At 64.4% G+C, this 26422-nt stretch carries 28 protein-coding genes and 1 riboswitch; of the genes, 15 read left to right on the plus strand and 13 right to left on the minus strand.

Annotation, left to right across the window (positions count from 1 at the left end; all coding sequences use genetic code 11):
• Positions 1-145 precede the first annotated feature (145 nt).
• Positions 146-739, minus strand: a complete 594-nt coding sequence (locus tag WM94_RS23150) for a DUF4157 domain-containing protein (RefSeq protein ID WP_024087033.1) — start codon at positions 737-739, stop codon at positions 146-148.
• Positions 726-1289 (minus strand): TetR/AcrR family transcriptional regulator, encoded by a 564-nt coding sequence (locus WM94_RS23155; RefSeq protein ID WP_054573115.1) that lies wholly within the window; start codon positions 1287-1289, stop codon positions 726-728. Before WM94_RS23155 ends, WM94_RS23150 begins: the two co-directional genes overlap by 14 nt.
• 89 nt (positions 1290-1378) lie before the next feature.
• Here WM94_RS23155 and WM94_RS23160 point away from each other — a divergent pair, with 89 nt between their 5' ends.
• Together WM94_RS23160 and WM94_RS23165 are read left to right on the plus strand one after the other, a co-directional pair.
• A complete protein-coding gene (locus WM94_RS23160) occupies positions 1379-2110 on the plus strand; it encodes an SDR family oxidoreductase (RefSeq protein ID WP_061302366.1) in 732 nt (243 codons plus the stop codon).
• A 31-nt stretch (positions 2111-2141) separates the two neighbouring features.
• A complete protein-coding gene (locus tag WM94_RS23165; protein ID WP_061552182.1) occupies positions 2142-2753 on the plus strand; it encodes a 2-hydroxychromene-2-carboxylate isomerase in 612 nt (203 codons plus the stop codon).
• 94 nt (positions 2754-2847) lie between these two features.
• On the opposite strand, the gene WM94_RS23170 is transcribed toward WM94_RS23165, so the two are convergent.
• The 4 genes from WM94_RS23170 to WM94_RS23185 all read right to left on the minus strand — a co-directional run bounded on the left by WM94_RS23170 (position 2848) and on the right by WM94_RS23185 (position 6341).
• Entirely contained in the window at positions 2848-3393 is a 546-nt protein-coding gene (locus WM94_RS23170) for a cupin domain-containing protein (protein WP_003248033.1), read from the minus strand.
• Between the two features lie 81 nt (positions 3394-3474).
• Positions 3475-4680, minus strand: coding sequence for an MFS transporter (locus tag WM94_RS23175; protein WP_038409604.1), 1206 nt, complete (start codon positions 4678-4680; stop codon positions 3475-3477).
• Positions 4681-4764: 84 nt separating this feature from the next.
• On the minus strand, positions 4765-5298 hold the full coding sequence (locus WM94_RS23180; protein WP_061552183.1) for a cytochrome b: 534 nt from the start codon (positions 5296-5298) through the stop codon (positions 4765-4767).
• Entirely contained in the window at positions 5295-6341 is a 1047-nt protein-coding gene (locus WM94_RS23185; protein WP_061552184.1) for a catalase family peroxidase, read from the minus strand. Before WM94_RS23185 ends, WM94_RS23180 begins: the two co-directional genes overlap by 4 nt.
• A gap of 129 nt (positions 6342-6470) precedes the next feature.
• Here WM94_RS23185 and WM94_RS23190 point away from each other — a divergent pair, with 129 nt between their 5' ends.
• A complete protein-coding gene (locus WM94_RS23190; protein ID WP_013972484.1) occupies positions 6471-6992 on the plus strand; it encodes a sigma-70 family RNA polymerase sigma factor in 522 nt (173 codons plus the stop codon).
• The gene (locus WM94_RS23195) at positions 6989-7741 is read left to right on the plus strand and encodes an anti-sigma factor (RefSeq protein ID WP_061552185.1); all 753 of its coding nucleotides are present in this window, start codon (positions 6989-6991) and stop codon (positions 7739-7741) included. Before WM94_RS23190 ends, WM94_RS23195 begins: the two co-directional genes overlap by 4 nt.
• Positions 7742-8049: 308 nt before the next feature.
• On the opposite strand, the gene WM94_RS23200 is transcribed toward WM94_RS23195, so the two are convergent.
• On the minus strand, positions 8050-9057 hold the full coding sequence (locus WM94_RS23200; protein ID WP_013972486.1) for a GlxA family transcriptional regulator: 1008 nt from the start codon (positions 9055-9057) through the stop codon (positions 8050-8052).
• A gap of 160 nt (positions 9058-9217) precedes the next feature.
• Here WM94_RS23200 and WM94_RS23205 point away from each other — a divergent pair, with 160 nt between their 5' ends.
• Both WM94_RS23205 and WM94_RS23210 read left to right on the plus strand, forming a co-directional pair.
• Positions 9218-9688 carry a hypothetical protein gene (locus tag WM94_RS23205; protein WP_013972487.1) on the plus strand — a complete coding sequence of 157 codons (471 nt, stop codon included), beginning with the start codon at positions 9218-9220 and terminating at the stop codon, positions 9686-9688.
• A 224-nt stretch (positions 9689-9912) separates the two neighbouring features.
• A complete protein-coding gene (locus WM94_RS23210; protein ID WP_013972488.1) occupies positions 9913-10125 on the plus strand; it encodes a PLDc N-terminal domain-containing protein in 213 nt (70 codons plus the stop codon).
• 44 nt (positions 10126-10169) lie between these two features.
• Here WM94_RS23210 and WM94_RS23215 read toward each other — a convergent pair whose 3' ends face one another.
• Positions 10170-10493 carry a hypothetical protein gene (locus WM94_RS23215; protein ID WP_015270192.1) on the minus strand — a complete coding sequence of 108 codons (324 nt, stop codon included), beginning with the start codon at positions 10491-10493 and terminating at the stop codon, positions 10170-10172.
• Positions 10494-10703: 210 nt separating this feature from the next.
• Between WM94_RS23215 and WM94_RS23220 the strand changes: the two genes are divergently transcribed.
• Together WM94_RS23220 and WM94_RS23225 are read left to right on the plus strand one after the other, a co-directional pair.
• Positions 10704-11114, plus strand: a complete 411-nt coding sequence (locus WM94_RS23220; RefSeq protein ID WP_054573119.1) for a RidA family protein — start codon at positions 10704-10706, stop codon at positions 11112-11114.
• Positions 11115-11222: 108 nt separating this feature from the next.
• On the plus strand, positions 11223-12095 hold the full coding sequence (locus WM94_RS23225) for a DMT family transporter (RefSeq protein ID WP_061552186.1): 873 nt from the start codon (positions 11223-11225) through the stop codon (positions 12093-12095).
• Here WM94_RS23225 and WM94_RS23230 read toward each other — a convergent pair.
• Together WM94_RS23230 and WM94_RS23235 are read right to left on the minus strand one after the other, a co-directional pair.
• Positions 12092-12811 (minus strand): TorF family putative porin, encoded by a 720-nt coding sequence (locus WM94_RS23230; RefSeq protein WP_061552187.1) that lies wholly within the window; start codon positions 12809-12811, stop codon positions 12092-12094. The two genes, WM94_RS23225 and WM94_RS23230, sit on opposite strands and share 4 nt — an antisense overlap.
• Before the next feature lie 81 nt (positions 12812-12892).
• Entirely contained in the window at positions 12893-13144 is a 252-nt protein-coding gene (locus tag WM94_RS23235) for a hypothetical protein (protein ID WP_061552188.1), read from the minus strand.
• Positions 13145-13266: 122 nt separating this feature from the next.
• On the opposite strand from WM94_RS23235, the gene WM94_RS23240 reads away from it, so the two are divergent.
• Positions 13267-13926 (plus strand): VIT1/CCC1 transporter family protein, encoded by a 660-nt coding sequence (locus WM94_RS23240; RefSeq protein WP_061552189.1) that lies wholly within the window; start codon positions 13267-13269, stop codon positions 13924-13926.
• A gap of 11 nt (positions 13927-13937) precedes the next feature.
• Here the strand turns inward: WM94_RS23240 and WM94_RS23245 are convergent, their stop codons facing one another.
• Entirely contained in the window at positions 13938-14183 is a 246-nt protein-coding gene (locus WM94_RS23245; RefSeq protein WP_025338909.1) for a hypothetical protein, read from the minus strand.
• 295 nt (positions 14184-14478) lie between these two features.
• Here WM94_RS23245 and WM94_RS23250 point away from each other — a divergent pair, with 295 nt between their 5' ends.
• From WM94_RS23250 to WM94_RS29630, 3 genes are read left to right on the plus strand one after another with little or no spacing between them, the layout of a single operon-like run.
• A complete protein-coding gene (locus tag WM94_RS23250) occupies positions 14479-15936 on the plus strand; it encodes a DUF3300 domain-containing protein (RefSeq protein ID WP_061552190.1) in 1458 nt (485 codons plus the stop codon).
• Positions 15933-16826, plus strand: a complete 894-nt coding sequence (locus WM94_RS23255; protein WP_061552191.1) for a DUF2950 domain-containing protein — start codon at positions 15933-15935, stop codon at positions 16824-16826. The genes WM94_RS23250 and WM94_RS23255 overlap by 4 nt, the downstream gene beginning before the upstream one ends.
• Before the next feature lie 6 nt (positions 16827-16832).
• Positions 16833-18059 (plus strand): RHS repeat-associated core domain-containing protein, encoded by a 1227-nt coding sequence (locus WM94_RS29630; RefSeq protein ID WP_256207040.1) that lies wholly within the window; start codon positions 16833-16835, stop codon positions 18057-18059.
• 86 nt (positions 18060-18145) lie between these two features.
• Here WM94_RS29630 and WM94_RS23260 read toward each other — a convergent pair whose 3' ends face one another.
• Positions 18146-19009 carry a LysR family transcriptional regulator gene (locus WM94_RS23260; RefSeq protein ID WP_061552192.1) on the minus strand — a complete coding sequence of 288 codons (864 nt, stop codon included), beginning with the start codon at positions 19007-19009 and terminating at the stop codon, positions 18146-18148.
• Positions 19010-19101: 92 nt separating this feature from the next.
• On the opposite strand from WM94_RS23260, the gene WM94_RS23265 reads away from it, so the two are divergent.
• Positions 19102-19530 carry a multidrug/biocide efflux PACE transporter gene (locus WM94_RS23265; protein WP_061552193.1) on the plus strand — a complete coding sequence of 143 codons (429 nt, stop codon included), beginning with the start codon at positions 19102-19104 and terminating at the stop codon, positions 19528-19530.
• Between the two features lie 253 nt (positions 19531-19783).
• Here the strand turns inward: WM94_RS23265 and WM94_RS23270 are convergent, their stop codons facing one another.
• Positions 19784-20803: a branched-chain amino acid aminotransferase gene (locus WM94_RS23270; protein WP_013972500.1), complete on the minus strand. Its 1020-nt coding sequence runs from the start codon at positions 20801-20803 to the stop codon at positions 19784-19786.
• Positions 20804-21276: 473 nt separating this feature from the next.
• Positions 21277-21490: riboswitch (cobalamin riboswitch) on the plus strand.
• A gap of 99 nt (positions 21491-21589) precedes the next feature.
• Here WM94_RS23270 and cobW point away from each other — a divergent pair.
• Together cobW and cobN are read left to right on the plus strand one after the other, a co-directional pair.
• On the plus strand, positions 21590-22657 hold the full coding sequence (gene cobW / locus WM94_RS23275) for a cobalamin biosynthesis protein CobW (RefSeq protein ID WP_013972502.1): 1068 nt from the start codon (positions 21590-21592) through the stop codon (positions 22655-22657).
• A 3-nt stretch (positions 22658-22660) separates the two neighbouring features.
• On the plus strand, positions 22661-26422 hold the full coding sequence (cobN, locus tag WM94_RS23280; RefSeq protein WP_061552194.1) for a cobaltochelatase subunit CobN: 3762 nt from the start codon (positions 22661-22663) through the stop codon (positions 26420-26422).

Here is a 26422-nt window from a genome sequence, read left to right on the forward strand (position 1 = left end):
CGCCATGTAGGAGCGGCCTTGTGTCGCGAAAGGGCCGCAAAGCGGCCCCGGCAATATTTGCTCCAAGCTGAAATCGAGGGGCTGCTGCGCAGCCCTTTCGCGACACAAGGCCGCTCCTACACGGCGACCGCGCAATGACCAGGAATTATCTGGCCTGCCCTGAACCACGCTCGCGCAGCGCCTTGCCTACCTCGGCCTCGATCTTGTAGGCCGGCGCTTCCAGGTCGTCGTAGTTGCGCGTGTAGCGCCGGGCGAACTCTTCCACACCCAGCTGCTGATACTGCTGCACATGCTTGAGCTCATGTGCCCACAACGCCACGTTGTCCTCGGCATCGGCGGGGCGGCGGAAAATGATCGTGTCGATCAGCGTCACGGCGTTCACATCGGGGTTCTGCAGCAGCGCATTGGCCGCGCTCATCTGCTGTTCGTCACCCACCCGGAAGCGCGCCGCGTCGAGCACGGCAAAGTCGTACCAGGGTTCGAGTTGCGCACGGATATGCAACGGGATCGGCTCGACGCCGCTGGCGGTGGCTTCGTCGCGGGCCTGCTGCAAGGCGTAGGTCAGGCTGGACGAAGCCAGTACTTCCACGTCCTTGAAAATCTGCCCGGCCTGGCCGGGGTCGATGGGCGCACAGAAACATCCCATCAGGCACACCTGGTATTGCCCTGGCGGGCAGGCCTGTTCGGCGAGTGCAGGCAAGCTCATCAGTAGCCCCAGCAGTAGACTAATCCGCTTCATGCAGGGCCTTCTCGACAAAGTGGCGGCTGGCGTCCAGTACCTGCGACTGCACGCTTTCCGTGGCCAACATGCGCCCGACCAGCAAGGCACCGACGCACTGGCTGATCAGCACCCAGGCCAATTCGCTGTCTTCCAGGGTCGCGCTCCATGCCTGGTGCAGCTCCACCAGCCAATGCTCGGCCACGGCGCGTACGGGTGCTTCGGCCCGGGCAATCTCCACCCCCAATGGCGGCAGCGGGCAGCCACCTTCGGCATTGTGCAGGTGGGCCAGGCTCAGGTACTGCTGCAGGCAACGGCCCAGGCGTTCGCGACTGGCGCCCTGGTTGGCCAGGCGCGCCAGTGGGCTGTTGCACAATTCCTGCCGCACTACCTCGGTGAACAGGTCGTCCTTGGACGGGAAGTGGTTGTAGAAGGCTCCGCCGGTCAGGCCGATCGCCTTCATCAGCCCGGCTACGCCGGTGCTGGAAAAGCCCCCGCGTTTGGCCAGCGCGCCGCTGCTGGCCAGCAGCCGCTCGCGGGTTTGCTGCTTGTGTTCGTTGGTGTAGCGCATTCAGTTGCCTCTGCAGGCGGGCTTGACGGTGGCGGCGATCATAACATAGCGTTCGTTTACTAAACGATCATTCACTAATGGGGGCAGGCATGGCAGAACAACAAAAAGTGGTGCTCGTGATTGGCGCGGGGGATGCTACCGGCGGCGAGATCGCCAAGCGCTTTGCCCGCGAGGGCTACATTGCTTGTGTTACCCGGCGCCAGGCTGACAAGTTGCAGCCGCTGCTGGACGAAATCCGTGCTGCCGGCGGCCAGGCCCACGGGTTTGGCTCCGATGCGCGCAAGGAGGAGGAGGTGGCGGCGCTGGTCGAAACCATCGAGCGTGATATCGGCCCGATCGAAGCGTTTGTGTTCAATATCGGTGCCAATGTGCCCTGTAGCATTCTTGAGGAAACCCCGCGCAAATACTTCAAGATCTGGGAGATGGCCTGTTTTGCCGGTTTCCTTACCGCCCAGGCGGTGGCCCGGCGCATGGTCCAGCGCGAGCGTGGCACCATCCTGTTTACCGGCGCCACCGCTGGTACTCGTGGCGCGGCGGGCTTTGCGGCATTCGCCGGGGCCAAGCATGCCTTGCGCGCCCTGGCCCAGAGCATGGCGCGCGAGCTGGGGCCGCGGAACATCCATGTCGCCCACGTGGTGGTTGACGGGGCCATCGACACCGCCTTCATCCGTGACACTTTCCCCGAGCGCTACGCCCTCAAGGACCAGGATGGCATCCTCGACCCGGCCCACATCGCCGACAGCTACTGGTTCCTGCATGCCCAGCCCCGCGACGCCTGGACCTTCGAGCTGGACCTGCGCCCCTGGATGGAACGTTGGTAAGCCCCTTTTACCGAGCAAGGACCGTAACCACATGAACAAGACTGTCGATTTCTTTTTTGACCTGGGCAGCCCGGCCAGCTATCTGGCCTGGACTCAACTGCCTAGCCTGTGTGCCCGCCAGGGTGCCACGCTGCGTTACCGGCCGATGCTGCTGGGCGGGGTTTTCCAGGCCACCGGCAACGCCTCGCCGGTGATGATTCCGGCCAAGGGCCGCTACATGTTCACCGACCTGGCGCGCTTCGCCGCGCGCTACGGGGTACCGTTCGGGTTGCCGCCGGGGTTCCCGGTCAATACCTTGACCCTGATGCGTGGGGCAATGGGCACCCAGCTGCGTTCGCCGGAGCGGTTCGAGGCGTTGCTGGCGGTGCTGTTCAATGGTCTGTTTGCTCAGCGCCGCAACCTGGGCGACAACGCCGTCCTCGACGACACGCTGAGCCAGGGCGGCTTCGACCCGCAGGCATTTCGCGCGCTGGCGGGTGACGACGAGGTGAAGTCCGCGCTGAGGCACGCGACCGAAGCTGCAGTGGAGCGCGGGGTGTTCGGCGCGCCGACCTGTTTTGTCGGTGACGAGATGTTCTTCGGGCAGGACCGTTTGGACTTTGTCGAAGAGGCCCTGCGTCAGGGCGCCGGCAGCCCTACCTGAAGGCGCCTCTCCCACAGGGTTGGCGCGTTTCCTGTGGGAGCGGCTTCAACCGCGAACACCGGCAAAGCCGGTGCCATCTCCATGCATAAAGCAGTCAGAAGTTCGCCGGGGTGTTGGCGCTGATGATTTCGGCCTCGTCCGGGCCGATGTTCTTGAAACTGTGCGGCAGGGTAGTGGGGATGTAGTAACCGTCGCCCGAGTTGAGCACGCTTACCTGGCCATCGACCCACAACTCGACGGTGCCGCGTGTGACCAGGCCACACTCCTCACCCTCGGCATGCACGATCGGCTCGCCCGAGTCGGCACCCGGTGCATACAGTTCACGCAGCATGCGCATCTGCCGGCCTTCGACGCTGGCGCCAACCAGCAGCATGCGCAGGCCGTTGCGGCCCAGATCTGGCTGCTCGCCGCCACGGAACACGTAGCGCTCTTCGCGCACCGGCTCGTCGAAACTGAAGAACTCCGCCAGGCTCATCGGAATGCCTTCGAGCAGTTTTTTCAGGGAGCTGACCGAAGGGCTGACGCGATTCTGCTCGATCTGCGAGATCGTCGAATTGGTCAGCCCGCTGCGGCGGGCCAGTTCCCGTTGGGAGAGGTTGTTGCGTTCACGCACCAGTTTGAGTCGCGTCCCCGTGTCCATAGCCGCCTTGTAATCAGAGGTGTCAATAATAATGAGCGATGCGCATTAAAACACACTCTGCGCGCTTGCGCGCTGTGCTTGTCAGGCCCGCTGATCGCGCGGCATCGGCCATGACCCGACCAGCAGCAACAGCGCCGCCACCGCCAGGAATGGCAAGCGAGGATCGACGGCATATACCAAGGTGCCGGCCAGCGGCCCGATCACTGCACCCATGCCCTGGGCAGCACCGATGGACCCGGCCGTGGCGCCTTGCTCGGAGGCGTGCATGGCATTGGCCGCCAGCGCCGAAAACGCCGGGAAGACAAAGCCCATGCCCGCCGCCGCGACAAAGTAGCAAGCCCACAGCCAGGGCGCCGTGGTGGCCAGCGAGCCGCAGGCAAAGCCCAGGGCCGAAACCGTGGCGCCGACCCGGATCATCTTCAACGGCGGCCATTCCAGCTGGCGCAGCAGCACCTGCGCCAGGATCAGCGCCACACCCACCGTGGTCAGGGCGATGCCAGCGGCCTGCGCAGCCTCGGCAGGGCCCAGGTGCAGGCGGTCGAGGGCAAAGAAACCGACGATGATCTGCGATACCGTGACGCTGAGCATGGCGCTGAACGCCACCAGCAAAGGCCGGCGCAGGCGTGGGTCGTTCAGGCGCACCGGGCTGGGAGCATGGCTGTGCGGCAGCGCCTGCGGCTTCAGGGTGAACAGCAGGACCAGAAAGGCACTGGCCGGCAGCAGCGACATGATATGGAACGGCAGGCTCAGGCCATGCCGCGCCAGCAGCGCTGCCAGCGCCGGCCCCACCACCAGGCCGACGGCGTTGGCCGCCCCCAGCGAGGCCATGGCCCGGGCCCGGCGTTGCGGTTCGACATGGTCGGCGATCAGCGCATTGCAGCCCACCGGGATGGCAGCATAGAAGGCGCCGATACAGCCGCGCGCGACCATCAGGCCGATGAAGGCCAGGGTCGCCCCCGGTAGCCAGCGCAGCGCACCTTCTACGAACAGGCACAGCAGCCAGTAGGCCAGGGTGAAACCGGCACTGCCCAGCAGCAGGATGCGCCGACGGCCCAGGCGATCTGCTGCGCGCCCCCACGGCCGGGCCAGCAGCACCCAGACCACGCCCGCCACGGTCACGGCGGCACCGGCTTGCCAGGTGGCCATGCCGAGCTGGCGGGCGATCGGGCCGATCAGGGCGACGAAGGCCATCATCGACATGGTGCAGGCCATGTTGGCCAGCAGCAGGGGGCGCAAGTCCAGGGTACTGGCGGGTGCGAGTGTGGCAGGATCCTTTGCGACATTCATAGGGCAGTCCAGGGCGGTACGGCAAATAGAAAGCCGATCTTGTTGGGAATCGTTATCGGTGTCGAGCCCCCGGCCTGCCGAGCGTCATTGGCTGCGGCGCAGCGGGCCAGGCCACATGCTACGCAACACGCCATCGCGGCGCACCCACGCGTGCATCAAGGCCGCACCTACATGCACCAGCACCGTGGCGAACAGCAAGTAGCCAGCCCAGCCATGGGCCTGGCGCAGCACTGCATACAGTTGCAGGTCATGGGGGGCAATGGCCGGCAAGCCCAGGGGGCGGGGGTAGCCACCGGCCGATAGCATGGCCCAGCCCAGCAGCGGCATGGCAAGCATCAGTCCGTAGAGCACCAGGTGCGAAGCCCCGGCGGCCCAGCGTTGCAGTGCAGGCAGGTCGCGCGGCAGGGTTGGGTGGGGCAGGGCCAGGCGAACGGCGATGCGCAGCAGCACCAGCACCAGCAGGGCCAGGCCGGTTGCCTTGTGCAACCCGATCAGCACGGGGTGGCGCGGCGACAGGTCGGCGACCATGCTCACACCGATGAACAACATGGCCAGGATCAGCACGGCCATCAGCCAGTGCAACAGGCGGGCGAGGGGGTGGAAGGCGTCGGTTTTCATGGGTGGGCTCCGGTGTCGAGCGACTCGCGGCTGCGGCGGTTGAAGGATTCCGAGTAGGCGGCCGAACGGGCGGCGAGAATCGGGTCGGCAGAGGCCTGGATGCCCCGGGGTAGTATCAGCGGGTCGAAGTTGATGTCGCGGCAGGCCCCTTGCTCGGGGCCGTCGACCTGTTCCAGTACCAGCGTGCCGGCGTCCACGCTGCGTCGGTCGGCAGGCCACGGGCTGGCAGGGTCGTCCACTGCATCGCCGGGTTCCGCCAGTACCAGGCGCAGCGTCCAGCGCAGCGGGCCCTGGGCCAGCCGTTGCTGCAGGTCGTGCTGCAGGAACTGTTTGTCATCGACTTGGGCAGGCAGGGCGGCAAACGCTGTCTGCGGCTCCAGTTGCCAACGCACGGGGTGGGACGCGCCGCTTGCGTCGATCAGGCGGAAGGCGTTGATGCTGTGGTACTGCGTGCTGGCGAAGCTGTTGCTGGGCTTGTACCCCGCCGCCCATTGGCGAAACGCCGCGCTTTCCGGGTGGGCGGCGAAAAACGCCTGCAGTTTGCCCGGGTCCGGTTTGCCGGTGGGCGGTTCAGGTGCCCCCGCCAGTACCTGTTCATAGAAGGCTTGTGGCGTGCTCACCGCCAGCACCGGCGGGTTGTTCATGCCGGTACGCCAGACCTGCCCGTCGTCGGTGCTCAACTCGATGGCCAGGCTGCGCACCGGTATGCCGGTATCCGGCGCGAACGGGTTGGCGCCGCCGATGGCGAAGCGGCCGATCACTGGCACCCGCGGCTGGCTGAACGCCCGCGCCGTGGACAGGCTGACGGCCTGCCCGCTGGGCTGGAAGTAGCCGCTGACGCACAGGCCCTTGGCGTGGTTCTTGCGGTAACCCGGGTAATGCCCGGCCTGGGCTTCGAAGGTGTCGATGATGCGTTGTGGGGTCAGGCGGGTATCGCCAACCCAGCCGGCGGCATAGGCAAAGGCGGCGCCCGCGCCCAGCATCACGACGCCGATGGCGGCCAGGCGCAGGGCCTTGGCCGGGCCGTGCAGAGGTGAGTTCATGGTCTTGTCCGGTTCAGTGAAGGTGCCGGTACGACGGCGCAGGGAAAAACTTATTCCCTGGCCGGGAATAGATTTTCCTCGCAGGCGTCTGCCTCTTACACTGACAACCCCAGAGGCCGGGACCTTGCCATGCATGATCTGGACGACCACCAGTGGCGCGAGCTGCTGGCCCGCCTGCGCCGCTTTGCCGTGTGGCTGACCCGCGAGCCGGGCAGCGCCGACGACCTGGTACAAGCCACGGTCGAGCGGGCCTTGAGCCGGCGCGACCAGCAACGTGATGCCGATGCCCTGCGGGCCTGGCTGTTCACCATCCTTTATCGGCTGTTCCTCGATGGAAAGCGCCGCGAGCGCCTGCACGCGCGATGGCTGTCCTGGTTCGGCCGCGGCGAGCGCGATGACGAGCCGGTTGGTGGCAACCTCGAGGCCATTGTCCTGGCCCAGGCCGACCTGCAGGCTTTCGCCCGGCTCACGGCAGAACAGCGTGCGTTGTTGCTGCTGGTCAGCATTGAAGGTTTGAGCTACAAGGAGGCCGCCCAGGCCCTGGGCATCCCTATCGGCACTGTGATGTCGCGCCTGTCGCGCGCCCGCAATGCCTTGCGCGAACTGACCGAGGGCAGCCCCCAGCCCCCGGCCTTGCGGAGACTGAAATGACGCGCCTGATCCCCAGCGAAGACGAACTGCACGCTTATGTCGACGAGCGCCTGGAGCCTGTGCGCCGGGCCGAGGTGCAGGCCTGGCTGGCGGCCAACCCGCAGGCCGCGGCCAAGGTCGAGGGTTGGCGTGCCGACGCCCGCCGCCTGCGTACGGCACTGGCCGGGTTTGGCGAAGTGCCCGGGGCGGCGCAGCTGGACCTGGGGCAGTTGCGCCGGCAATTGCGCCAACGCCGCCAGCGCCGCTGGGCCACGGCGGCGGTGTTGCTGCTGGCATTGGGCGTGGGTGGCCTGGGCGGTTGGCAGGTGCGCGACGCGACCTTGGCGCGTGCCGACCTGCCGATGGCCGATGCTGTCCAGGCACACCGCTTGTTTGCCGGTAGCCAGGCGCTGGATATCCAGGCCAGCGACCCAGGCCAGTTGCGCGACTGGCTGGGGCGCCACTTCAGCCGCGTTGGCCACCTGCCGGACCTGGCGGGCTACGGCTTCAAACCGGTGGGCGCGCGCCTGCTAAGCAATGAGCAGGGGCCGGCGGCGTTGCTGGTGTTCGAGGATGGCAAGGGCCAGCGCATCAGCCTGTTCCTGCGCTCACCAGGTGATCATTATCGGCGCATGCCGGACGGGCAGCGCGTGGACGGGCAGCTGGAGGCGCGGTACTGGTCGCATGGGGCCTACAACTTTGCTCTGGTCAGCGCGGTGGACGATTTGCGTGGGGCGGGGGTGGGGGAGGCGTTGCGCTTGGGTTTGTGAGCCCGCTCTCGCCGGGATCGCACGTGGATGCTTTGGTGATCCTGTGGGAGATTGCCCAGCCCTTTGGGCTGCGCTGTCGCGCAGAGAACCAATATCGCTCGTCTGACGCGTCCTTTGTAGGAGCAGCCTTGTGCTGCGAAGAGGCCGGTACAGCCAATAGACAGGCTTTGTCAGCCCCGGCCTCTTCGCAGCACAAGGCTGCTCCTACAGGACCTCGCCGAACCAATGAGTCATGTGTTGTTCTATGAGAGCGGGCGCGCCCGCGAAGAGGCCTCGCCAGGCCACACATTCCTGCCACTTTTCCCTGTTCACTCGCCCAACCGCTGCTCACGCGACGGCGGGTAGCCAAAGTAAGCCGCATAGCATTTGCTGAAGTGCGACACCGAAACAAACCCGCAGGCCACTGCCACCTCCATCACCGACAGGTCGGAATACTGCAGTAGGCGGCGGCTTTTGGTGACGCGCAACTCCATGTAGTAACGCCGCGGCGAAGTGCCCAACTGGGCCTGGAACAGGCGGTCGATCTGTCGGCGCGAGCGCCCGCTGTAGGCGGCCAACTGGTCGAGGCTGAGGGTTTCCTCGAGGTTGTTCTCCATCAGCTCGACGATGGTGCGCAGGTGCAAACTCATGGACTTCTTCGCGCCCGGGCCGACCTGACGATAGCGGGCACCGGAGAACGACAGGATCTCCTCGACGCCTTCGGCCAGGCCGTCGCCATACAGCCGGCGCACCAGGCCGAGCATCAGCTCCATGGCACCATTGGGGCTGGCAGCGCTGAGGCGGTCGCGGTCGAGAGTGAAGCTGGCCGGGGTGATCCGCGTCTGCGGGCTGCGCTCGGACAGGCTGGCGCGTTGCTCGGGGTGGATACTGCAGCCATAGTCGTCCAGCACCCCTGCGCGGCCGAGGAACCACGCGCCGTTCCACAACCCGCCCAGGGCCATGCCGTGGGCCGCGCAATCGCCCAGCAGGCGGTCAAGCTCGGGGTACTTCAATGGCGTGCGCAGGCCGCCGCAGATCACCAGCAGGTCCAACTCCTTCAGGGCCTCGGCGGATAACTCGGTAGCCACCAACTCCAACCCCAGGTCGCTGAGCACGCGGTCGCCTGCAAGCGACAGTGGGGTGAATCGAAAGCTGTCGGCGCGCAGCAGGTTGGCCGTGACCAGCACGTCCATGGCCACGGTGAAGCTGGCCATGGAGAAGTGTTCGAGCAATACGAAATCGACCCGATAGGGGGCTTGGGCATTGGCGCTGGTGGACTTCAGCCGCAGCATGTTGCTGGTACTGGTCTTCTTGCTGAACTGGCGTGGGGTGGGCACTCTGGACTCCGCTTCCTGGCTGGCCTTGAGAGTGTGGCGGGTGGCCGGGGGAAAGACAATCTCCCGGGTGGCCGTGTCGTATTCCAGGTCGTGTTCAGGCAACCTGTCTGGCTTGGCCCATTGCCGCTATGCTGATGCTCCTGTCACTGAGGATACCTTGATGAAGTACGCCGCTGCCCTGTTGCTTTGCCTGATGCCATTGTTGGCCAATGCCCTGGAGCAGGGCGACAAGCTCGCCCCGTGGACGCTGCTCGACCAGTACGACCAGGCCTATAGCCTCGCCGCCGGCACGCACATCCTGCTGGTGGCACGCGACATGGACGGTGCCAAGCTGGTGAAGGCGGCGCTGGCCGAACAGCCCAAGGGTTACCTGGAGGCGCGCGATGCGGTGTTCGTTGCCGACATCCAGCGCATGCCGGCGCTGATCAGCAAGCTGTTCGCCATCCCCGCCATGCGCGATTACAACTACCGCGTGCTGCTCGACCGCGACGGGCGCGTGGCCAGCCGTTATCCAGGGCAGGATGGCCAGGTGCAGTGGTTGCAACTGGAACAGGGCAAGCTGGTGAGCCAGCGGGCATTTGCCGATGCGCCGGCGTTGAAGGCGGCGTTGGAAGCTGCACCACGGCATTGAGGGCCGTCACTACTCCCTGTAGGAGCGGCCTTGTGTCGCGATGGGCTGCGCAGCAGCCCCAGGATTTTTGCCCTACGAAAGACCGCAGGGGGCTGCTTTGCAGCCCATCGCGACACAAGGCCGCTCCTACAAAGGGCCGTGGTGCCATGCCGCCAGCCAAATCAATCTGAACCCTCGGCAGCCTCTGCAACCCAACCCATTACATGCCAAATGGGAGAGCGCTCATGGAAATCGGAACGATCTGGATCATCGTCGCGGCCTTTGTGATCCTGCTGGAAATCTGGGCCATCTGGCACATCATCGGCAGTGACCGGCGCGCCGAGCGCAAGATGCTGTGGATCGTCTTCGTGGTCTACGCACCGTTCCCCGGTTTGCTGTTCTGGGCCTGGCGCGGGCCTCGGGCGGTGAAGGGCAGGGCGGTACTGCAGGAAAAATGATGGCGAACGGCCTCAGGCGCGGGGGCGCCTGAGGCCGTCGATGTTCACTTGGGCAGGATATCGAAGCGAATGGCTGACCCCAGCCCGTCCACCATCAGGCAACCGTAGAACTTCACGGTCGACAGCACACACAGATGCTTGAGCGCTTCATGGATGTAATCGTGAAGCAGCTTTTCGGCATCGCGCCTGCGGTCTGCGAGCGTGGTGCTGCTGAGAGTGATCACCCCGAGCAAGGTGGTTTCAATGTGTTCGACGGTGTCCAGGCCAATTTTTTCGCGCAGGTGCAGGCGCGCCTTTGCCGCATCGTCTTCATCTCGTGCGGTTTTGGGCTTGATGGTATAAGCCAGCTGAAAATCATATTTGCTCATCGCTTTATCCTTGGTACGTGCAGGCCTCCATGCCGGGCCTCACAATCTAGCGCCTGGCAGCCACCGCGCATACAAACGCGTGGTTCACGCAAGCCAGTGCGCTGTGCGAAACGTCCTACGCAGACAAGCCCGTTTTACGATGCATGCTTGACCTCGAGTTAACTCAAGGTTCGATACTCCGTCCCTCTTCCAACTGATCGAGGGTTTACCGTGAGCCATTCAACCGCGTTCCAGCTGAGCAACCCCGAAGGCCTGTACGACCCCAGCGGCAATGCCTACTCTCATGTCGCCGAGGTTCATGCCGACAGCCGCCTGTTGTTCATCGCCGGCCAGGGCGGGGAGGACCGCAACGGGCAGCTGTCGCCGCTGTTCGCCGAGCAGGCGCGCCAGGCACTGGCCAACCTTGAGATTGCCCTGGCGTCGAAAGGCGCCAGCCTGGCCCAGGTGTTCAAGCTGACCCTGCTGATCGTCGAGCATTCCGAAACGCGACTGCATGAATGGGTAGCCGAGGCTGACAGGGCCTGGGGCCGTAGCATGAAACCGACCTGCACGCTGATACCGGTACCCCGGTTGGCGCTGGACGGCATGCTGGTGGAGATCGAGGCAGTGGCGGCTGTATAGGCCCGGGCGATTCGGTGGTGGCGGCAGATAAACACTATGTTGTATATCGGTGCTGGCCCAACCAGCATGGCCGCTATAACAACAATTGACCTCAAAGGTGACCACACCATGAGCACCGGCACCACCACGCTTGCCGAACCCAAGGCCCGGGCCTGGGTCTGGCCCGCACTTTTCAGCCTGGTGGCCTTCGCTGCCAACTCGGTATTCTGCCGACTCGCGCTGAAGGATGGGGCCATCGACCCGGCATCCTTCACCGTGGTGCGCCTGGCCAGTGGTGCACTGTTCCTGCTGCTGTTGATCCGCCTGCGCAAACCCGCGCTTGCCATGGGGGGGAGCTGGCGCGGCGGCTTGGCCCTGTTCCTCTACGCATTCCTGTTTTCTGCGGCATATCTGCAACTGGGCGCAGGCGCGGGTGCGTTGCTGCTGTTTGGCGCGGTGCAGATCACCATGTTCGGCTTCGCCTGGTACAAAGGCGAACAAATCACCGCGCGGATGCTGCTGGGCATGCTGATCGCCTTCGTCGGCCTGCTGGTGCTGCTGTTGCCCGGTACTGCGGCGCCACCTTTTGCCAGTGCCTTGCTGATGACCCTGTCTGGCGTGGCCTGGGGCGTTTACACGCTGCTGGGCAAAGGTTCACCCAGGCCGCTGGCCGACACTGCCGGCAATTTCACCCGGAGCCTGCCGTGCCTGGTGCTGCTGGCGCCGATGCTGTTGCTGGGCGCCGACTTGCACCTGAGCCCGCTCGGCGTGCTGTATGCGCTGGGTTCTGGTGTGCTGGCGTCCGGTGCTGGCTATGCCGTGTGGTACAGCGTGGTCAGGCAAGTCAGCGCGCAGCAGGCGGCGACCATGCAGCTCAGCGTCCCGGTGATCGCGGCGTTGGGCGGGGTTGGCCTGATTGGCGAGCCATTGTCGTTGCGCTTGCTGGTGGCCTGCGTGGTGGTGCTGGGCGGTATCGCCCTGGCGCTGGCGTCGCGCCGTTAAAAGAAACGGCGTTGCGCCTTGAGCGTGACCATGCTGTCGCAATAGGTGTTGATGCCCGAATACGCATCACACCCGCCACCACTGAGGTTTGAGTTGCTGTAGACCAGGTTCAGGTCGATGCCGAGCCAAGGCCGGGAAAGTTCCAGCGACCAATCGGAAAAGGCATTCACCTCGCTGCCATCACCAATGGTGAATGGCGTACCCAGGCGGTGATGGGCGAGCTTGACGCTCAGGTCGACATCAAACAGCGGCAGTTGGCCGAAGTCGGCGAACAGCGTGGCGGTGCGGTTGTCGGGATTGTCGCGCAGCGCTCCACCGAAACGGCTGCCCAGCACCGAAACACCGCCGTACAGGGCATAGCTGTCGGGGCCCGCAATGGTTGGCTGACTATAATGGATCAACCCCACCTCGTAGCCCAGGCTAGTGTCGAACCGGTGCTTGTAGCCCAGATAACTGTCCAGCCGCAGGGTGGAGTCGGGCGTCACGCCCATGCTCGGGGCGTACTGGCCAAGGTACCAGCCGCTGGGGTGGCTGAAGTCGAGGCCACCGTGGAACGCACCGATGGCGCTGGGCGATATCAGCCCCTGGGCCATACTGCGTGAGGGGGTGGTGCCGAGTGTAAAGTCGAAGTCGCCCAGTTCGCGTTTGATCTGTTGGGCCAGCAGCATGGGGCTGAACAGCAGTGCAGCACTCAGCAACAGAAGGGGCCTGGTCATGGTCTCCGTCCTGGAAGGCTTGCGGTTGAGCGGTAAAGCATACCTGTGCAGGTAACGTGAGGGAACCGCGGGCTAGCCCATTCAGCCTTTGGTCGAACGGTCGGCGTCTGCAGCTTCGGTCACCACGGGCAGGTTGCCGGCACGCTGGATTACCCGCCGTTGCTGCTCGTAGTCGTCCAGCGACAGGCCACGGCGTTGCAAGGCTTCCAATTGCAGTTGACGGGTTTCTTCGGCGGTGTAGGGACGCAGTTCGGGGTGGCTGGCACAGCCGCTGGTGATGGCGATGGCAATAACGGCAAGGATGGCGGACAGCAGGCGGGCCAAGGTGTTCATCAGGTAGCTCCAGGGGCCGGGGTAGTGGGCGGCGAGTCGATGGAGCTAGGTTATTCGGCCATGTCGTTCGGCAGAAATTGCCATTCTCGATAGTGACTATCGATGGTTCCTGGGAGGGTGCGATGGGGCAAGACGAGCAACCGCGAAAATGGGGCGTGCTGGAACCGATCGACCGGATCACCGAAGTCATCTTCGGCCTGTTGATGGCGATGACCTTCATCGGCTCGCTGAGCGTGGCCACGGCAGGGCGCGAAGACGCGCGGCTGATGCTGATTGCCGCGCTCGGCTGCAACCTGGCCTGGGGCCTGGCCGATGCCGTAATCTACCTGCTGCGTACCTGGACCGAACGCACCCGCAGTCGGACCTTGCTGGCCCGCCTGCAAGCAGGTGATATCAACCAGGGGCGCAGGCTGATTGCCGATACGCTGCCAGAGCGCATCGGCCTGGCACTGGATGAAGACGGGCTGGAGATGCTGCGCGGGCGATTGCTGCGTGATGCTGCCCGTCCGCTACCGGCACGCCTGGGGCTTGATGATTTCAAGGCGGCGCTGGCCACTTTCCTGCTGGTGGTACTGGCAACTTTCCCGATGGTCATTCCGTTCCTGCTGATCGAGACCACCGGTACGGCCATCCGTGTATCGAACCTGGTCGCCCTGGCCATGCTCTTCCTTGCGGGCTGGCTGCTGGCACGCTATTCCGGTGGCCGCACCCTGTTGACCGGCGTGGTTCTGGCGGTAGTCGGGGCGTCACTGATCGTGGCGATCATCGCCTTGGGCGGTTGAGCACTGCCCGCTCAGTATTTTATGTCGCGGGCGCGCTCACGGCCTTGCTGCTTGGTATGGCGTTTGTCCTGCCGGCAGCCGGCGTTGCTTTGCTGGTCGGCGTGGCGGCAGTCCTGTTTGGTCTGCCGCGCGTCCTGGCGGGTTTCCTGCCGCACATCACGGGCCTCGCGGCGCCGTTCGGCGCGGTCGGTGGCCGCCCAGGCCGAGGTGCAGAGCACGGCGAGCATGATGACAGCGATGAGGCGGGGCGTGTTCATCAGGGTGGGCTCCTTTTTGGCATACGGTCTTGTGCATGCGCCGGCCTCTTCGCGGGCACGCCCGCTCCCACAGGTACTCCACAATGTTCGAACCTGTGGTGACCTTGTGGGAGCGGGCGTGCCCGCGAAAGGGCCGGTACAGTCAATTACAGATCTCAGCCCAGCCCTGGAATAGATTCAAAAGCAGCAACCACCCTCACCTTTAGAGCGCGAAAAGTTTGCGCCCGCACATCTGGCCAAAAGCATCGCCATTGCTACCCTTAATCCACGCGGTCTTATCTCATGGAGAGAAGCGATGCGCATTCCACTGTCAGCGGTCCTGTCGGTAATCCTGTATCTGAGTGCCACGCCCGGCCTGGTGCTGGCAGAGGATGTACCGGCCCCCGACCCGGCACCACAAACCGACACGGTCGCGGCCAAGGACCCGGTGTTCACCCAGGAGCAACTGGATCAGATGCTCGCGCCCATCGCGTTGTACCCCGATGCGCTGCTGGCCCAGGTATTGATGGCCTCCACTTATCCGGGGCAGGTGAGCGAAGCGGTGACCTGGTCCAAGGCCAACCCCAAGGCCACCGGCGACGATGCCGTCAAGAAGGTGGCGAACCAGCCCTGGGACCCGAGTGTACAGGCGCTGGTGGCCTTCCCGCAGGTACTGGCGACCCTGGGGCAAGACCCGGTCTGGGTGCAGCGCCTGGGTGACGCCTTCCTTGCGCAGCCCGACGATGTCATGGGCGGCGTGCAGCGCCTGCGCCACCAGGCCCAGGCCGCCGGCAACCTGCAGAGCAACCAGTACCAGAACGTGACCGTGCAGACCGCCCCGGCACCGGCCTCCAGCGGCAGCAGTACCCAGGTGGTTACGGCCAGTAGCCCGCCCACCACCATCATCATCGAGCCAGCCGACCCGCAAGTGGTGTACGTGCCCAGCTACAACCCGACCACCAGCTACGGCACCTGGGCCTACCCGGCCTCGCCGCCGGTGTATTACCCGCCACCGCCCATGTATTACCCTGGTTCTGCACTGGTGGCGGGCCTGGCCTTTGGTACCGGCGTGGCGATTGTAGCCTCGCTGTGGGGCGACTGTGACTGGGGCAACAACGACATCGACATCGACGTCAACCGCTACAACAACATCAACGCCAACAACCGCATCACCAACAACCAGAACAAATGGCAGCACAACGCCGCCAACCGCGACGGCGTGCCGTACCGCGACTCTCGCAGCCGCCAGCAGTACGGTCGCCAGCTGGACGGTGCCACCCAGCGTACTGCCTTCCGCGGTGACGACGCCCAACGCGCCCAGGCGCGGGACAAGGCCCGGGCGTCGATGGACCGGGCCGGCATCGAACGTCCGGCCACCAGCAACCGCCAGGCACGCCAGCAGATGCGCGAGGCGCAGGCAGGCAATTCGGTCGGCAACCGCATGCAGCCTCGTAGCGACAACCCCAGGGCAACCGACCGTCGACAGGAAACCCGCAACACCCAGGCTCGCCAGCAGAACAGCCAGGTGAACCAGCGCAGGCAGGGCGAAGGCCAGGGGCGGCAGCTGGCACAAAACCGGCCTTCCAATACCGCTGGCCGTGCGCGTAACAATGCCTTCGACGGCGTGCGTTCACCCTCGCGCACCAGCGTGCAGGCCAGCCGTGGCCGCACCAGCCAGTCGTTCGCCCAGCGACCGAGCGCATCACGTGCCGCCGGGCACCAGATTTCCCGGCCCAGTGCGCCCGCACGCCGCGGGGGAGGTGGCCGTCGATGAACCGTCAAACGATAGCGGCACTGGTAATCGCAGCCGGTATGACATGGTCATCCCTGGCCGCTGCGCAGGAAGCCTTCCCGACACCGGAGAAGGCCGTGGAATCCTTTGTTGCGGCGCTGGGCGAGGAGAAACCTGATGAAGCCCGCCTGGCCCGGTTGCTGGGTGATGACTGGCGTGCCTACATACCGCGCGGTGGTGTGCAACGCAGTGATGTGGACACGTTCCTTGCGCAGTATCGCGCGCAGCACAGCATCAACCTGTCGGGTACAAACAAGGCCATCCTCGCGGTGGGCAGTGATCACTGGACGTTGCCTATTCCGTTGACCAAAGGCGACCAGGGTTGGCGTTTCGACCTCAAGGCCGGCAGCGCCGAAATCCGCGCGCGGCGTATTGGCCGCAACGAGCTGGGTGCCATGCAGTCGATGCTGGCCTATCACGATGCGCAAATGGAGTACGCCACCCAGGACCACAACGGCAACGGTGCGCTGGAATACGCGCAGAAGATATTCAGCGAGCCCGGCAAGCATGACGGGCTGTACTGGGACGACGACGGCGATGGCCAGGTCAGCCCGCTGGGCCCGCTGTTCGGCCAGGACCGGGTTGGCGACGACTGGTATGGCTACCACTTTCGTATCCTCGATGCTCAGGGCCCATCCGCCCCTGGCGGTGCCTACAGTTACCTGATCGGCAACCAGATGAGCCGTGGCTTCGCCATGGTTGCCTGGCCGGCCAGGTACGATGACACCGGGGTGATGAGCTTCATGATCAGCCATGACGGCGAGGTGTTCGAGAAAGACCTCGGGCCGCACGGTGACAAGCTGGCCAAGGAGATGAAACGCTTCGATCCGGATGACAGTTGGAAGGTGGTGGATGTGCCGGCGGATGACTGACTCTGCATGGCCTTTGAGCAGCATCGTTTCGTTTGCGAGTATGGAAGCCGACGACTGAAACTGCGCTGCGCAGAAGGTGGCGCTCATCTGATGGGGCTTCGTTCCTATGGGCTGCAAGGTAGCCCTGGCTTTCATACCGCCAGTTGGCGTTTCACGAAAGCCGTACCTGTCATTTCTGACAGTTGTTTGATGGGGTTCGACGCGAAAATATGGCTACCTCATCCACGGGAGCCAGATATGACCTCGCCAATGAAGTACACGCGCTTTTTCATGCAGCACGACAGGGTTCATACCGCTTTGTCAGGTGACGCTGCCGTGGTCTGCATGAGAGGGCAGGCAGGCGTTCTGGCAGAAACCAGGCTGGAGCAGGAAACAGCGCGCTCGGCATTACTGGCTGCAGACAGCGGGGATTCAGTGGTAGGCGTCCGATCTCAGGGGCAGCCGGAGGCGGTGACCTACAATGCCTATGGGTATCACAATCCTAATGGCATTCCCTTGCATCGACCGGCATTCAATGGCCACCTGCTGCTGTGGTATCTCTATTTACTCGGGAATGGTTATCGTGCGTTCAATCCGGTCTTGATGTGTTTTCAGAGTCCCGACAGCCAAAGCCCATTTGGTGCGGGGGGCTTGAACTGTTATGCCTATTGTGCGGGTGATCCGGTCAATTTCACTGATCCCAGCGGGCATATGTTCAAACGAAAACTTTCTTCACCAAGTCACACTCTTAGCAAGCGTCCGGTATTAGGCCAGAGTGGAAGCCCCTCACCTCAAGAAGTGATTGATAAAATGTATGCTCATCCAGGCTGGGACCTGGCCTACGCACCTGAACGAAAAGCTGCGCCAGCTCAGCACTCGACGCGGCCTGATCAGGTATTGAATACGATGGTGAACCCCCCGGATCGTGCAATGACGACTCATGTTGCAGAGTTGTCTTCATCCAATGCAGGAACTCCTGTGGCGTCAAGCATGCGTCTGCCTGAAAGTCGCCAGGGGAGACCTATTATAGAGGCTAATCAAGCTGGTTTGGATGGGTTCACCGAGCTCAACCAGGTAAACGAGCGTGCGTTTCCGGGTATGACGATTGAAGAAAGTAGACGTGCGCGTCAACTGGCAATATTCGCGAGGCAGAGCGGAGCTAATATTGCGGGTACATTAAAAAAAGCTTTCCCAAGCATTGCGTCTGGTACAATTAATAGTATCAGAAGAGGGGGCGCGAAGAACAATTCATAAATATTTATCCAGTGAATAATTTGTATTGATTAATTAGTTTATTCACGAGTCGTGCCACATTTCATATTGCCCTTTGCAATAAAATTTTATTGCGGATAATTTTCCAGCATCTGCCGCACCAGCCACTGCCCCGCCGGCCCGAGCGCGCGCCGGCTCGACCACGCCACATCCATGTCAACCCGTCGCGGGTACCCGGCCACCTGCAACTCCACCAGCCCACTGCCAAACCGAGCCACCAGGGCCCTGGGCAGTTCGGCCCAGCCGAACCCGCGCACGGCGAACTCCAGCAGGGTGAGGTAATCCGGTGCCGACCAGGCCTGGCCGCGACCGTGGTGCAGGCTGGGGGCATAGGTCTTGATATACAGCTGCCGCACGCTCTCTAGGTGCTGCATCTGCACCTGGGGCAAAGCCGCCAATGGATGCCCGCTGGCCACGTACACGCCAAACTCTGCCTGCTCGGGCAAGCGTGCCACGGCAACGTCAGCGGGGTAGCTGGGCTGGGTGGCAAGAATGCCGACGTGTGCCAGGCCCTGCTGGATCAGCTCGATCACATCGGCATCTTCCGACGGGCCGCAGCGCAGCTCGGTATGCGGGTAGTGCTGGGCGAAGCGGGCCATCACCGCGCCCTGGAAGGTCACGCTGTAGCTGTCCGACATCACCACCGAGATCAGTGCCTCGATGTTTTCCGCCAGCCGCACCGCCAGGGCATCGAGCTGGGCGCTGGCATCGAGAATCGCCTCCACATGGCTCAGCACCTGCCGCCCAGCCTCGTTCAGTGTAGGGTGGCGACCGCCACGCTCGAACAACGGGCAACCCACATCGGCCTCGAAATTGGCGATGGCAATGCTGATGGTGGACTGGCTTTTGCGCAACTTGCGCGCCGCAGCGGAGAACGAACCCAGCGATGCGGCTTCGACAAAGGCGACCAGAGCTTCGGGTGAGTAGCGCATGGTATTGATAAAACCGATGGTAGCTATGTCGCGAGTATCAGTTCTATCAAAGAAAATAGGAAGCACGACTCACGCACTGGATGGAATCTGCAATGAAAAATGTCTTTTTCACCGAACGCTTGGTTCACGCCGTCGGCTATGAAGTGTTCGCCGTGCTGCTGTGTGCGCCGCTGTTGTCCTGGATCATGGGCAAGTCGCTGGCGACGGCGGGGGCGCTGGCGGTGACCCTGTCGGTGATCGCCATGCTGTGGAACATGGTCTACAACGCGCTGGTCGACCGCTACGTGCAGGTCGAGCGCATCCACTGGAAGGCCAGCGCACGCTTTGTGCACGGCCTGGGCTTCGAAGCCGGGCTGGTGGTGTGGTGCCTGCCGGTGGCGGCGTGGATGCTGGAGATTTCGTTGCTGCAGGCGTTCATGGTGGAGTTGGGCTTCTTCGTGATCATCCTGCCCTACACCGTGCTGTACAACTGGGCCTTCGACAAAACCCGGCACCTGCTGATGCAGCGTCGCCTTGCATGAAAACTACCAGCCTGCGCTGCTCCTCGATTTGTGCATTGTGCGGATATCCTGGGGCTGCTTCGCAGCCCTTTCGCGACACAAGGCCGCTCCTACAGGGGCGGCGCAGGCTTCAGGCTTGCGCTGTCCCTGTGGGAGCGGCTTTAGCCGCGAACACCGGCGCAGCCGGTGCCATCTATAGTTGACCGCGTCAGCCCATAAAAAAACGGGGCATGCCATCGCTGGCATGCCCCGTCTTTCAAACCGTTAAAGCGCCTCAGGCAACCTTGACGATCCAGCCAGCCGGTGCTTCCACGTCACCGCTCTGGATACCGGTCAGCTCGTTGTAGAGCTTCTGGGTAACCGGGCCGACCTTTTCCAGGTCGTGGAACACGTGCAGCTTGCCGTTGTACTCGATGCCGCCGATCGGGGTGATCACCGCAGCGGTACCGCAGGCGCCGGCTTCGATGAAGCGGTCCAGCTTGTTGATTTCCACATCGCCTTCGATCACGGTCAGGCCCAGGCGCGATTGCGCCAGTTCCATCAGCGACAGGCGGGTGATGCCTGGCAGCACCGAAGCCGATTTCGGGGTGACGAACTCGTTGTTGGCGGTGATGCCGAAGAAGTTGGCCGAACCGACTTCCTCGATCTTGGTGTGGGTCAGCGGGTCGAGGTAGATGGCGTCGGCGAAGTTGGCTTTCTTCGCTTCTGCACCCGGCTGCAGGCTGGCGGCGTAGTTGCCACCGACCTTGGCCGCGCCGGTGCCTTGCGGGGCTGCGCGGTCGAAGCTGGAGATCTGGAAGTTGTGCGGCTTCATGCCGCCCTTGAAGTACGAGCCAACCGGGATGGCGAAGATCGAGAAGATGAACTCGGGGGCGGTGCGCACGCCAATGTTGTCACCGGTGCCGATCACGAACGGGCGCAGGTAGAGGGCGCCTTTACCATGCGGTGGCACGAACTTCTCGTTGGCCTTGACCACTTGCTTGCACGCCTCGATGAACACATCGGTCGGCACCTGCGGCATCAGCAGGCGGGCGCAGCTGCGCTGCATGCGGGCGGCGTTCTGGTCCGGGCGGAACAGGTTGATCGAACCGTCCTTGCAACGGTAGGCCTTGAGGCCCTCGAAGCACTGCTGGCCGTAGTGCAGGGCAGTGGAGCCTTCACTGATGTGCAGTACGTTGTCTTCGGTCAGGGTGCCCTTGTCCCACTCGCCATTGCGCCATACGGACAGGTAGCGTTTGTCGGTCTTGATGTAGTCGAAACCCAGCTTGTCCCAATTAATGCTTTCGTTGCTCATGACACCCTCATTGTCTTGCAAGTGCCCGATTGCTCGGGCTGCTGTTATATGCGCACCACGCCACCATAATACATCCGTGGGAGATCGGGAACGGCCAGTCACGAATTGATAGCCTGCAATGCATTTATTGCGGCACGGCGCGGGTATTGCAGTGGGGCTGCGAGGTGCTCGCCACAACATTTTCAGGGCCTGTGAGATCGAGCGCCGCCCGCGCGGCGCTTCGCAGCACAAGGCTGCTCCTACATCTGTTTCGGGCCAATTATTCCTGAGGCAAAGGCACGCGGCCCCTTGGTGTCCACCTCGATATCGTGCCGGACAAACAAGGCGGTCGCGCGCATTGGTACAGGCGTTACTGGCCCGAAACAGATGTAGGAGCAGCCTTGTGCTGCGAAGCGCCGCGCGGGCGGCGCTCGAGCTCACAGGCGCTACAAGAATCGAGGCGAGCCAATGGTTGACCACCCGCCAGCCACTGCGTAGCCTTGCCACTTCGAGGTTCTTCGGCCAGGCCGAAGCTAAGACGGGAACGCGGTACAAGCCGCGGCTGCCCCCGCAACTGTAAGCACCGACAACGGATCGACACAGCCACTGCGCCCGCGCGCGGGAAGGCGTCATCCCGCCAGCCCGCTGCACCAGCGGGTACATGGAACGGTGCGAGCCAGGAGACCTGCCTCGTCACGTTTTCGACTTTCAACCGGGCGGGGTGATCCGGTGGCGAACAAGCCCGGCCGGCCTGGCCTGCGGCTGTCGTCCTGCATGCCCGCGCCAATCTGCCAAGGGCAATGCGACATGAAAACACTGGCCAAGCTCCCCGTCACCATCGTCACCGGCTTCCTCGGCTCGGGCAAGACTACCTTGCTGCGCCACATGCTCGACAACGCCCAGGGCCGCCGCATTGCGGTAATCGTCAACGAGTTCGGCGAGCTGGGCATCGACGGCGAAATCCTCAAGCAGTGCAGCATCGGTTGCACCGAGGAAGAAGCCACCGGCCGCGTCTACGAGCTGGCCAACGGCTGCCTCTGCTGCACCGTGCAGGAAGAGTTCTTCCCGGTGATGCGCGAGCTGGTGGCACGCCGTGGCGACCTGGACCATATCCTCATCGAAACCAGCGGCCTGGCCCTGCCCAAACCGCTGGTGCAAGCCTTCCAGTGGCCAGAAATCCGCAATGCCTGCACCGTCGACGCGGTGATCACTGTGGTCGACAGCCCTGCGGTGGCCGCCGGCACCTTCGCCGCCTACCCGGACCAGGTCGATGCCCAGCGCAAGCTCGACCCCAACCTGGACCACGAGTCGCCACTGCACGAACTGTTCGCCGACCAGTTGGCCAGTGCCGACCTGGTGGTGCTGAACAAGGCCGACCTGATCGACGCCGAAGGCCTGGCCAAGGTCCGCACCGAGGTGGCCGAAGAACTGCCTCCGGCGGTCAAGGTTGTCGAGGCCAGCAGCGGCAAGCTGCCGCTGGAGGTGCTGCTGGGTGTGGGCGCCGAGTCCGAGGCGCACATCGATGGTCGCCGTACCCACCATGATTCCCACCATGACGGCGATGACCATGACGATCATGACCACGACGCCTTCGACTCCATCTCCATCGACCTGCCCGAAGCCGACGAAAGCCTGCTGCTCGACGCCCTGACCCAGTTGGTGGTGGAATTCGGCATCCTGCGTGCCAAAGGCTTCGCTGCCATCCCGGGCAAGCCGATGCGCCTGCTGGTACAAGGCGTGGGCACCCGTTTCGACAAGCACTTCGACCGCGCCTGGCGCGCCGACGAGCCGCGCATCACCCGCCTGGTGCTGATTGGCCAGGACCTCGACGCCGCCCAGCTGGAAGCGCGCCTGCGCCAGGCACTGGGCGCCTGACCCATGCACCTGCTGCGGACCCAGCCCGGCGGCTTCGTGCCGGATGACAGCATTGCCGACCTCGGCCAGACGCCCGCCGAGCTGGTGATTCTCTGCAGCGGCGATTCGCACCTGGCATTGCTCGCCGATACCGCCGAGCAATTGCCCGAGGATTACCCCAGCCTGCGCCTGGCCAACCCGATGCAGGTACAGAACCATGCCTCGGTCGACCTGTACGTCGACCAGGTGCTGCGCCATGCCAAGGTCATCCTGGTGTCGCTGCACGGTGGCGTCGGCTACTGGCGCTATGGCGTCGAGCAGTTGGTCGAGCTGGCCGGCCGTGGCGTGCAGCTGATCCTGGTGCCGGGTGACGACCGCCCGGACCCGGAGCTGACCAGCCTGGGCAGTGTCAGCGGCGAGCAGGCCGAACGCCTCTGGCACTACTTGCGCCAGGGCGGCAAGGCCAATGCCATCAACCTGTTCAACTGCCTGGCCAGCCAGTGGCTGGGCCGCGACTATGCCTGGGACGAGCCGCAGCCGCTGCCGCGCACTGCCGTGTATCACCCAGCCAAGGGCAGCGCCACGCTGGAGGATTGGTACTCCCAGTGGCATCCCGAACAGCCGGTGGCGCCACTGTTGTTCTACCGCTCGCACCTGCAGGCGGCCAATACCGCGTTCATCGATGTGTTCTGCCAGCGCCTGCAGGCCGCCGGGCTCAACCCGTTGCCGATCGCCGTGGCCAGCCTCAAGGAAAGCGCCTGCCTGGAGCAGGTCGAAGCCTGGCTGGACGAGGTGGGGGCCGAAGTGCTGGTCAACACCACCGGCTTTGCCCTGTCCAGCCCCGAGCGCCCCAACCTGCGCCCGTTCCGTCGCGACATCCCGGTGCTGCAGGCCATCTGCGCGCAAGACAACCAGCCCGGCTGGGAAGCCAGCGAGCAGGGCCTGGGGGCGCGTGACCTGGCCATGCACATCGCCTTGCCCGAACTGGACGGGCGCATCATCACCCGCCCGGTCAGTTTCAAGGACATGGCCTGGCGCAGCGAGCGCAGCCAGTCCGATGTGGTCTGCTACCGCGCCCACCCCGAGCGCATGGACTTTGTCGCCGAACTGGCCCGCCGCTGGGTCGAGCTGGCGCGCCTGCCGAATGCGCAGAAGCGCGTAGCCCTGGTGCTGGCCAACTATCCGACTCGGGACGGCCGTATTGGCAATGGCGTTGGCCTGGACACGCCAGCGGCCGCGCTGAACATACTCAAGGCCCTGCAGGCCGAAGGCTATCCGCTGGCCGACTTGCCGGGCAGCGGCACGCAGCTGATCCATCAGTTGCTCGGTGGGGTGACCAACGACCTCGACCAGCTGGACCTGCGCCCGTGCGCGCAGAGCCTGAGCCTGGCCGACTACAAGGCCGCCTTCGAGCGCCTGCCAGAGGCAAACCGCCAGGCCGTGCTGGAACGCTGGGGGCCGCCGCAGCAGGACCCGATGTACCGCAGTGGCCGGCTGATGGTGGCCGGCCTGCGCTTTGGCTTGACCTTTGTCGGCATCCAGCCGGCGCGCGGTTACCAGGTGGACCCCAGCGCGGTGTACCACGACCCGGACCTGGTACCGCCGCACGGCTACCTGGCATTTCACTTCTGGCTGCGCCATGCATTTGCCGCCGACGCGGTGATCCATGTCGGCAAGCACGGCAACCTAGAATGGCTGCCCGGCAAGGGCGTCGGGTTGTCGGCGCAGTGCTGGCCGGACGCCTTGCTCGGCCCGCTGCCGAACATCTATCCGTTCATCGTCAACGACCCGGGCGAGGGCGCCCAGGCCAAGCGCCGCACCCAGGCGGTGATCATCGACCACCTGATGCCGCCGCTGACCCGTGCCGAAACCTATGGCCCGTTGCGCCACCTGGAGCAATTGGCCGACGAGTTCTACGAAGCGCAGCTGCTCGACCCGCGGCGCGCCCGCGAGTTGCAGCGCGACATTCTCGAACTGGTCAAGGCCAACCACATCGACCGCGAACTGCAGCTGGAAGGCCAACTGGACGATGCCGCCGTGTGGCTGCCGCGCCTGGACACCTACCTGTGCGACCTGAAGGAATCGCAGATTCGCGATGGCCTGCATGTGTTCGGCCAGTCCCCGGAAGGCCGGCTGCGGCTGGATACCTTGCTGGCGCTGTTACGGGTCGAGCGTGGCGACGGTCGCGGTGGCAATGCCAGCCTGTTGCGGGCCCTGGCCAAGGCGCTGGTGCCAGGCTTCGATCCGCTCGATTGCGAACTTGGCCAGCCGTGGCAAGGGCCACGTCCGGAACAACTGCAGGCCATGAGCAGCGAGCCTTGGCGCACCTGTGGCGATACCCGCGAACGCCTCGAACTGTTGGCGCTGCAGTTGATCGACCAGGCGCTGTGCGGCACCGTGCATTTACCTGCCCAGAGCGAATGGCAGCCGGTGCACGATGTGGTACGGACGCTGCGAGAATCGGTGGCACCCAGCCTGGACGCCTGCGGCAGCGCCGAAATGGATGGCCTGCTGGCGGCGCTGGCCGGGCGTTTCGTGCCCGCTGGCCCCAGTGGCGCACCCAGTCGTGGTCGCCTGGACGTGCTGCCCACCGGTCGCAACTTCTATACCGTGGACGTGCGCAACCTGCCCACCACCGCCGCCTGGCGCCTGGGCTTCGCCTCCGCCAACCTGATCCTGGAGCGCCATCTGCAGGACCACGGCGATCACCTGCGCCAGCTCGGTCTTTCGGTGTGGGGCACGGCAACCATGCGTACCGGCGGTGATGACATCGCCCAGGCCATGGCGCTGATGGGCGTGCGTCCGGTGTGGGCCACGGGCAGCCAGCGGGTAGACGATTTCGAGATCCTGCCACTCAGCCTGCTCGACCGCCCGCGGGTGGACGTGACCTTGCGCGTTTCCGGCTTTTTCCGTGATGCCTTCGGCAACCTCATCCGCCTGTTCGATGCCGCAGTGCAGGCCGTGGCCGCGCTGGATGAGCCCGACGATCTCAACCCCCTGGCTGCCCGCGTGCGTAGCGAGCGTGCCGCGCTGCAGGCGCAGGGCGTGGACCCCGAGCAGGCTGCGCGCCAGGCGGGTTGGCGGGTGTTCGGTGCCAAGCCCGGGGCCTACGGCGCCGGGGTGCAGAACGCCATCGACGGGCGCCTGTGGCACAGCCGCGACGACCTGGCCGAGGTCTACCTCAATCACGGCGGCTATGCCTACGGCGCCAGCGACGACGGAACCCCGGCCCGAGCCCAGTTCGCCCAGCGCCTGGCCAAGGTGCAGGCGGTGCTGCAGAACCAGGACAACCACGAACACGACCTGCTCGATTCCAACGACTACTACCAGTTCCAGGGTGGCATGCTGGCGGCGTCGGAAACCTTGTCCGGTGCGGCAGTTGCCAGTTATCACGGCGACCATAGCCAGGCCGACCGGCCGCGCATCCGTACCCTCAAGGAAGAGCTGAACCGGGTCATCCGCGCCCGAGCGCTGAACCCGAAATGGATCGACGGGGCCAAGCGCCACGGCTACAAGGGCGCCTTCGAGATGGCGGCGACGGTCGACAACCTGTTCGCCTTCGACGCCACCACGCAACTGATAGACGACCATCATTACCAGGCGCTGGCCGATGCCTACGTGCTCGACCCGGCGACCCGCGACTTCATGCGCGAGCACAACCCCGAGGCCCTGCGCGACCTTACCGAGCGTTTGCTGGAGGCCCAGCAGCGCGGTCTGTGGCAGGCACCGGGTGACTACCGCGAAGCCCTCGAGGAACAACTGCTCGACGGCGAGGAACAGGCTTGA

The sequence above is a fragment of the Pseudomonas sp. ABFPK genome (genome assembly GCF_001586765.1).
Classification (GTDB): Bacteria; Pseudomonadota; Gammaproteobacteria; order Pseudomonadales; family Pseudomonadaceae; genus Aquipseudomonas; species Aquipseudomonas asiatica.

Bases quoted from the DNA above. Each gene is read 5' to 3' on its own strand.
- WM94_RS23150 (WP_024087033.1), bottom strand. From the start codon at position 739: ATGAAGCGGATTAGTCTACTGCTGGGGCTACTGATGAGCTTGCCTGCA.
- WM94_RS23155 (WP_054573115.1), bottom strand. From the start codon at position 1,289: ATGCGCTACACCAACGAACACAAGCAGCAAACCCGCGAGCGGCTGCTG.
- WM94_RS23160 (WP_061302366.1), top strand. From the start codon at position 1,379: ATGGCAGAACAACAAAAAGTGGTGCTCGTGATTGGCGCGGGGGATGCT.
- WM94_RS23165 (WP_061552182.1), top strand. From the start codon at position 2,142: ATGAACAAGACTGTCGATTTCTTTTTTGACCTGGGCAGCCCGGCCAGC.
- WM94_RS23170 (WP_003248033.1), bottom strand. From the start codon at position 3,393: ATGGACACGGGGACGCGACTCAAACTGGTGCGTGAACGCAACAACCTC.
- WM94_RS23175 (WP_038409604.1), bottom strand. From the start codon at position 4,680: ATGAATGTCGCAAAGGATCCTGCCACACTCGCACCCGCCAGTACCCTG.
- WM94_RS23180 (WP_061552183.1), bottom strand. From the start codon at position 5,298: ATGAAAACCGACGCCTTCCACCCCCTCGCCCGCCTGTTGCACTGGCTG.
- WM94_RS23185 (WP_061552184.1), bottom strand. From the start codon at position 6,341: ATGAACTCACCTCTGCACGGCCCGGCCAAGGCCCTGCGCCTGGCCGCC.
- WM94_RS23190 (WP_013972484.1), top strand. From the start codon at position 6,471: ATGCATGATCTGGACGACCACCAGTGGCGCGAGCTGCTGGCCCGCCTG.
- WM94_RS23195 (WP_061552185.1), top strand. From the start codon at position 6,989: ATGACGCGCCTGATCCCCAGCGAAGACGAACTGCACGCTTATGTCGAC.
- WM94_RS23205 (WP_013972487.1), top strand. From the start codon at position 9,218: ATGAAGTACGCCGCTGCCCTGTTGCTTTGCCTGATGCCATTGTTGGCC.
- WM94_RS23210 (WP_013972488.1), top strand. From the start codon at position 9,913: ATGGAAATCGGAACGATCTGGATCATCGTCGCGGCCTTTGTGATCCTG.
- WM94_RS23215 (WP_015270192.1), bottom strand. From the start codon at position 10,493: ATGAGCAAATATGATTTTCAGCTGGCTTATACCATCAAGCCCAAAACC.
- WM94_RS23225 (WP_061552186.1), top strand. From the start codon at position 11,223: ATGAGCACCGGCACCACCACGCTTGCCGAACCCAAGGCCCGGGCCTGG.
- WM94_RS23230 (WP_061552187.1), bottom strand. From the start codon at position 12,811: ATGACCAGGCCCCTTCTGTTGCTGAGTGCTGCACTGCTGTTCAGCCCC.
- WM94_RS23235 (WP_061552188.1), bottom strand. From the start codon at position 13,144: ATGAACACCTTGGCCCGCCTGCTGTCCGCCATCCTTGCCGTTATTGCC.
- WM94_RS23240 (WP_061552189.1), top strand. From the start codon at position 13,267: ATGGGGCAAGACGAGCAACCGCGAAAATGGGGCGTGCTGGAACCGATC.
- WM94_RS23245 (WP_025338909.1), bottom strand. From the start codon at position 14,183: ATGAACACGCCCCGCCTCATCGCTGTCATCATGCTCGCCGTGCTCTGC.
- WM94_RS23250 (WP_061552190.1), top strand. From the start codon at position 14,479: ATGCGCATTCCACTGTCAGCGGTCCTGTCGGTAATCCTGTATCTGAGT.
- WM94_RS23255 (WP_061552191.1), top strand. From the start codon at position 15,933: ATGAACCGTCAAACGATAGCGGCACTGGTAATCGCAGCCGGTATGACA.
- WM94_RS29630 (WP_256207040.1), top strand. From the start codon at position 16,833: ATGGCCTTTGAGCAGCATCGTTTCGTTTGCGAGTATGGAAGCCGACGA.
- WM94_RS23260 (WP_061552192.1), bottom strand. From the start codon at position 19,009: ATGCGCTACTCACCCGAAGCTCTGGTCGCCTTTGTCGAAGCCGCATCG.
- WM94_RS23265 (WP_061552193.1), top strand. From the start codon at position 19,102: ATGAAAAATGTCTTTTTCACCGAACGCTTGGTTCACGCCGTCGGCTAT.
- WM94_RS23270 (WP_013972500.1), bottom strand. From the start codon at position 20,803: ATGAGCAACGAAAGCATTAATTGGGACAAGCTGGGTTTCGACTACATC.
- cobW (WP_013972502.1), top strand. From the start codon at position 21,590: ATGAAAACACTGGCCAAGCTCCCCGTCACCATCGTCACCGGCTTCCTC.
- cobN (WP_061552194.1), top strand. From the start codon at position 22,661: ATGCACCTGCTGCGGACCCAGCCCGGCGGCTTCGTGCCGGATGACAGC.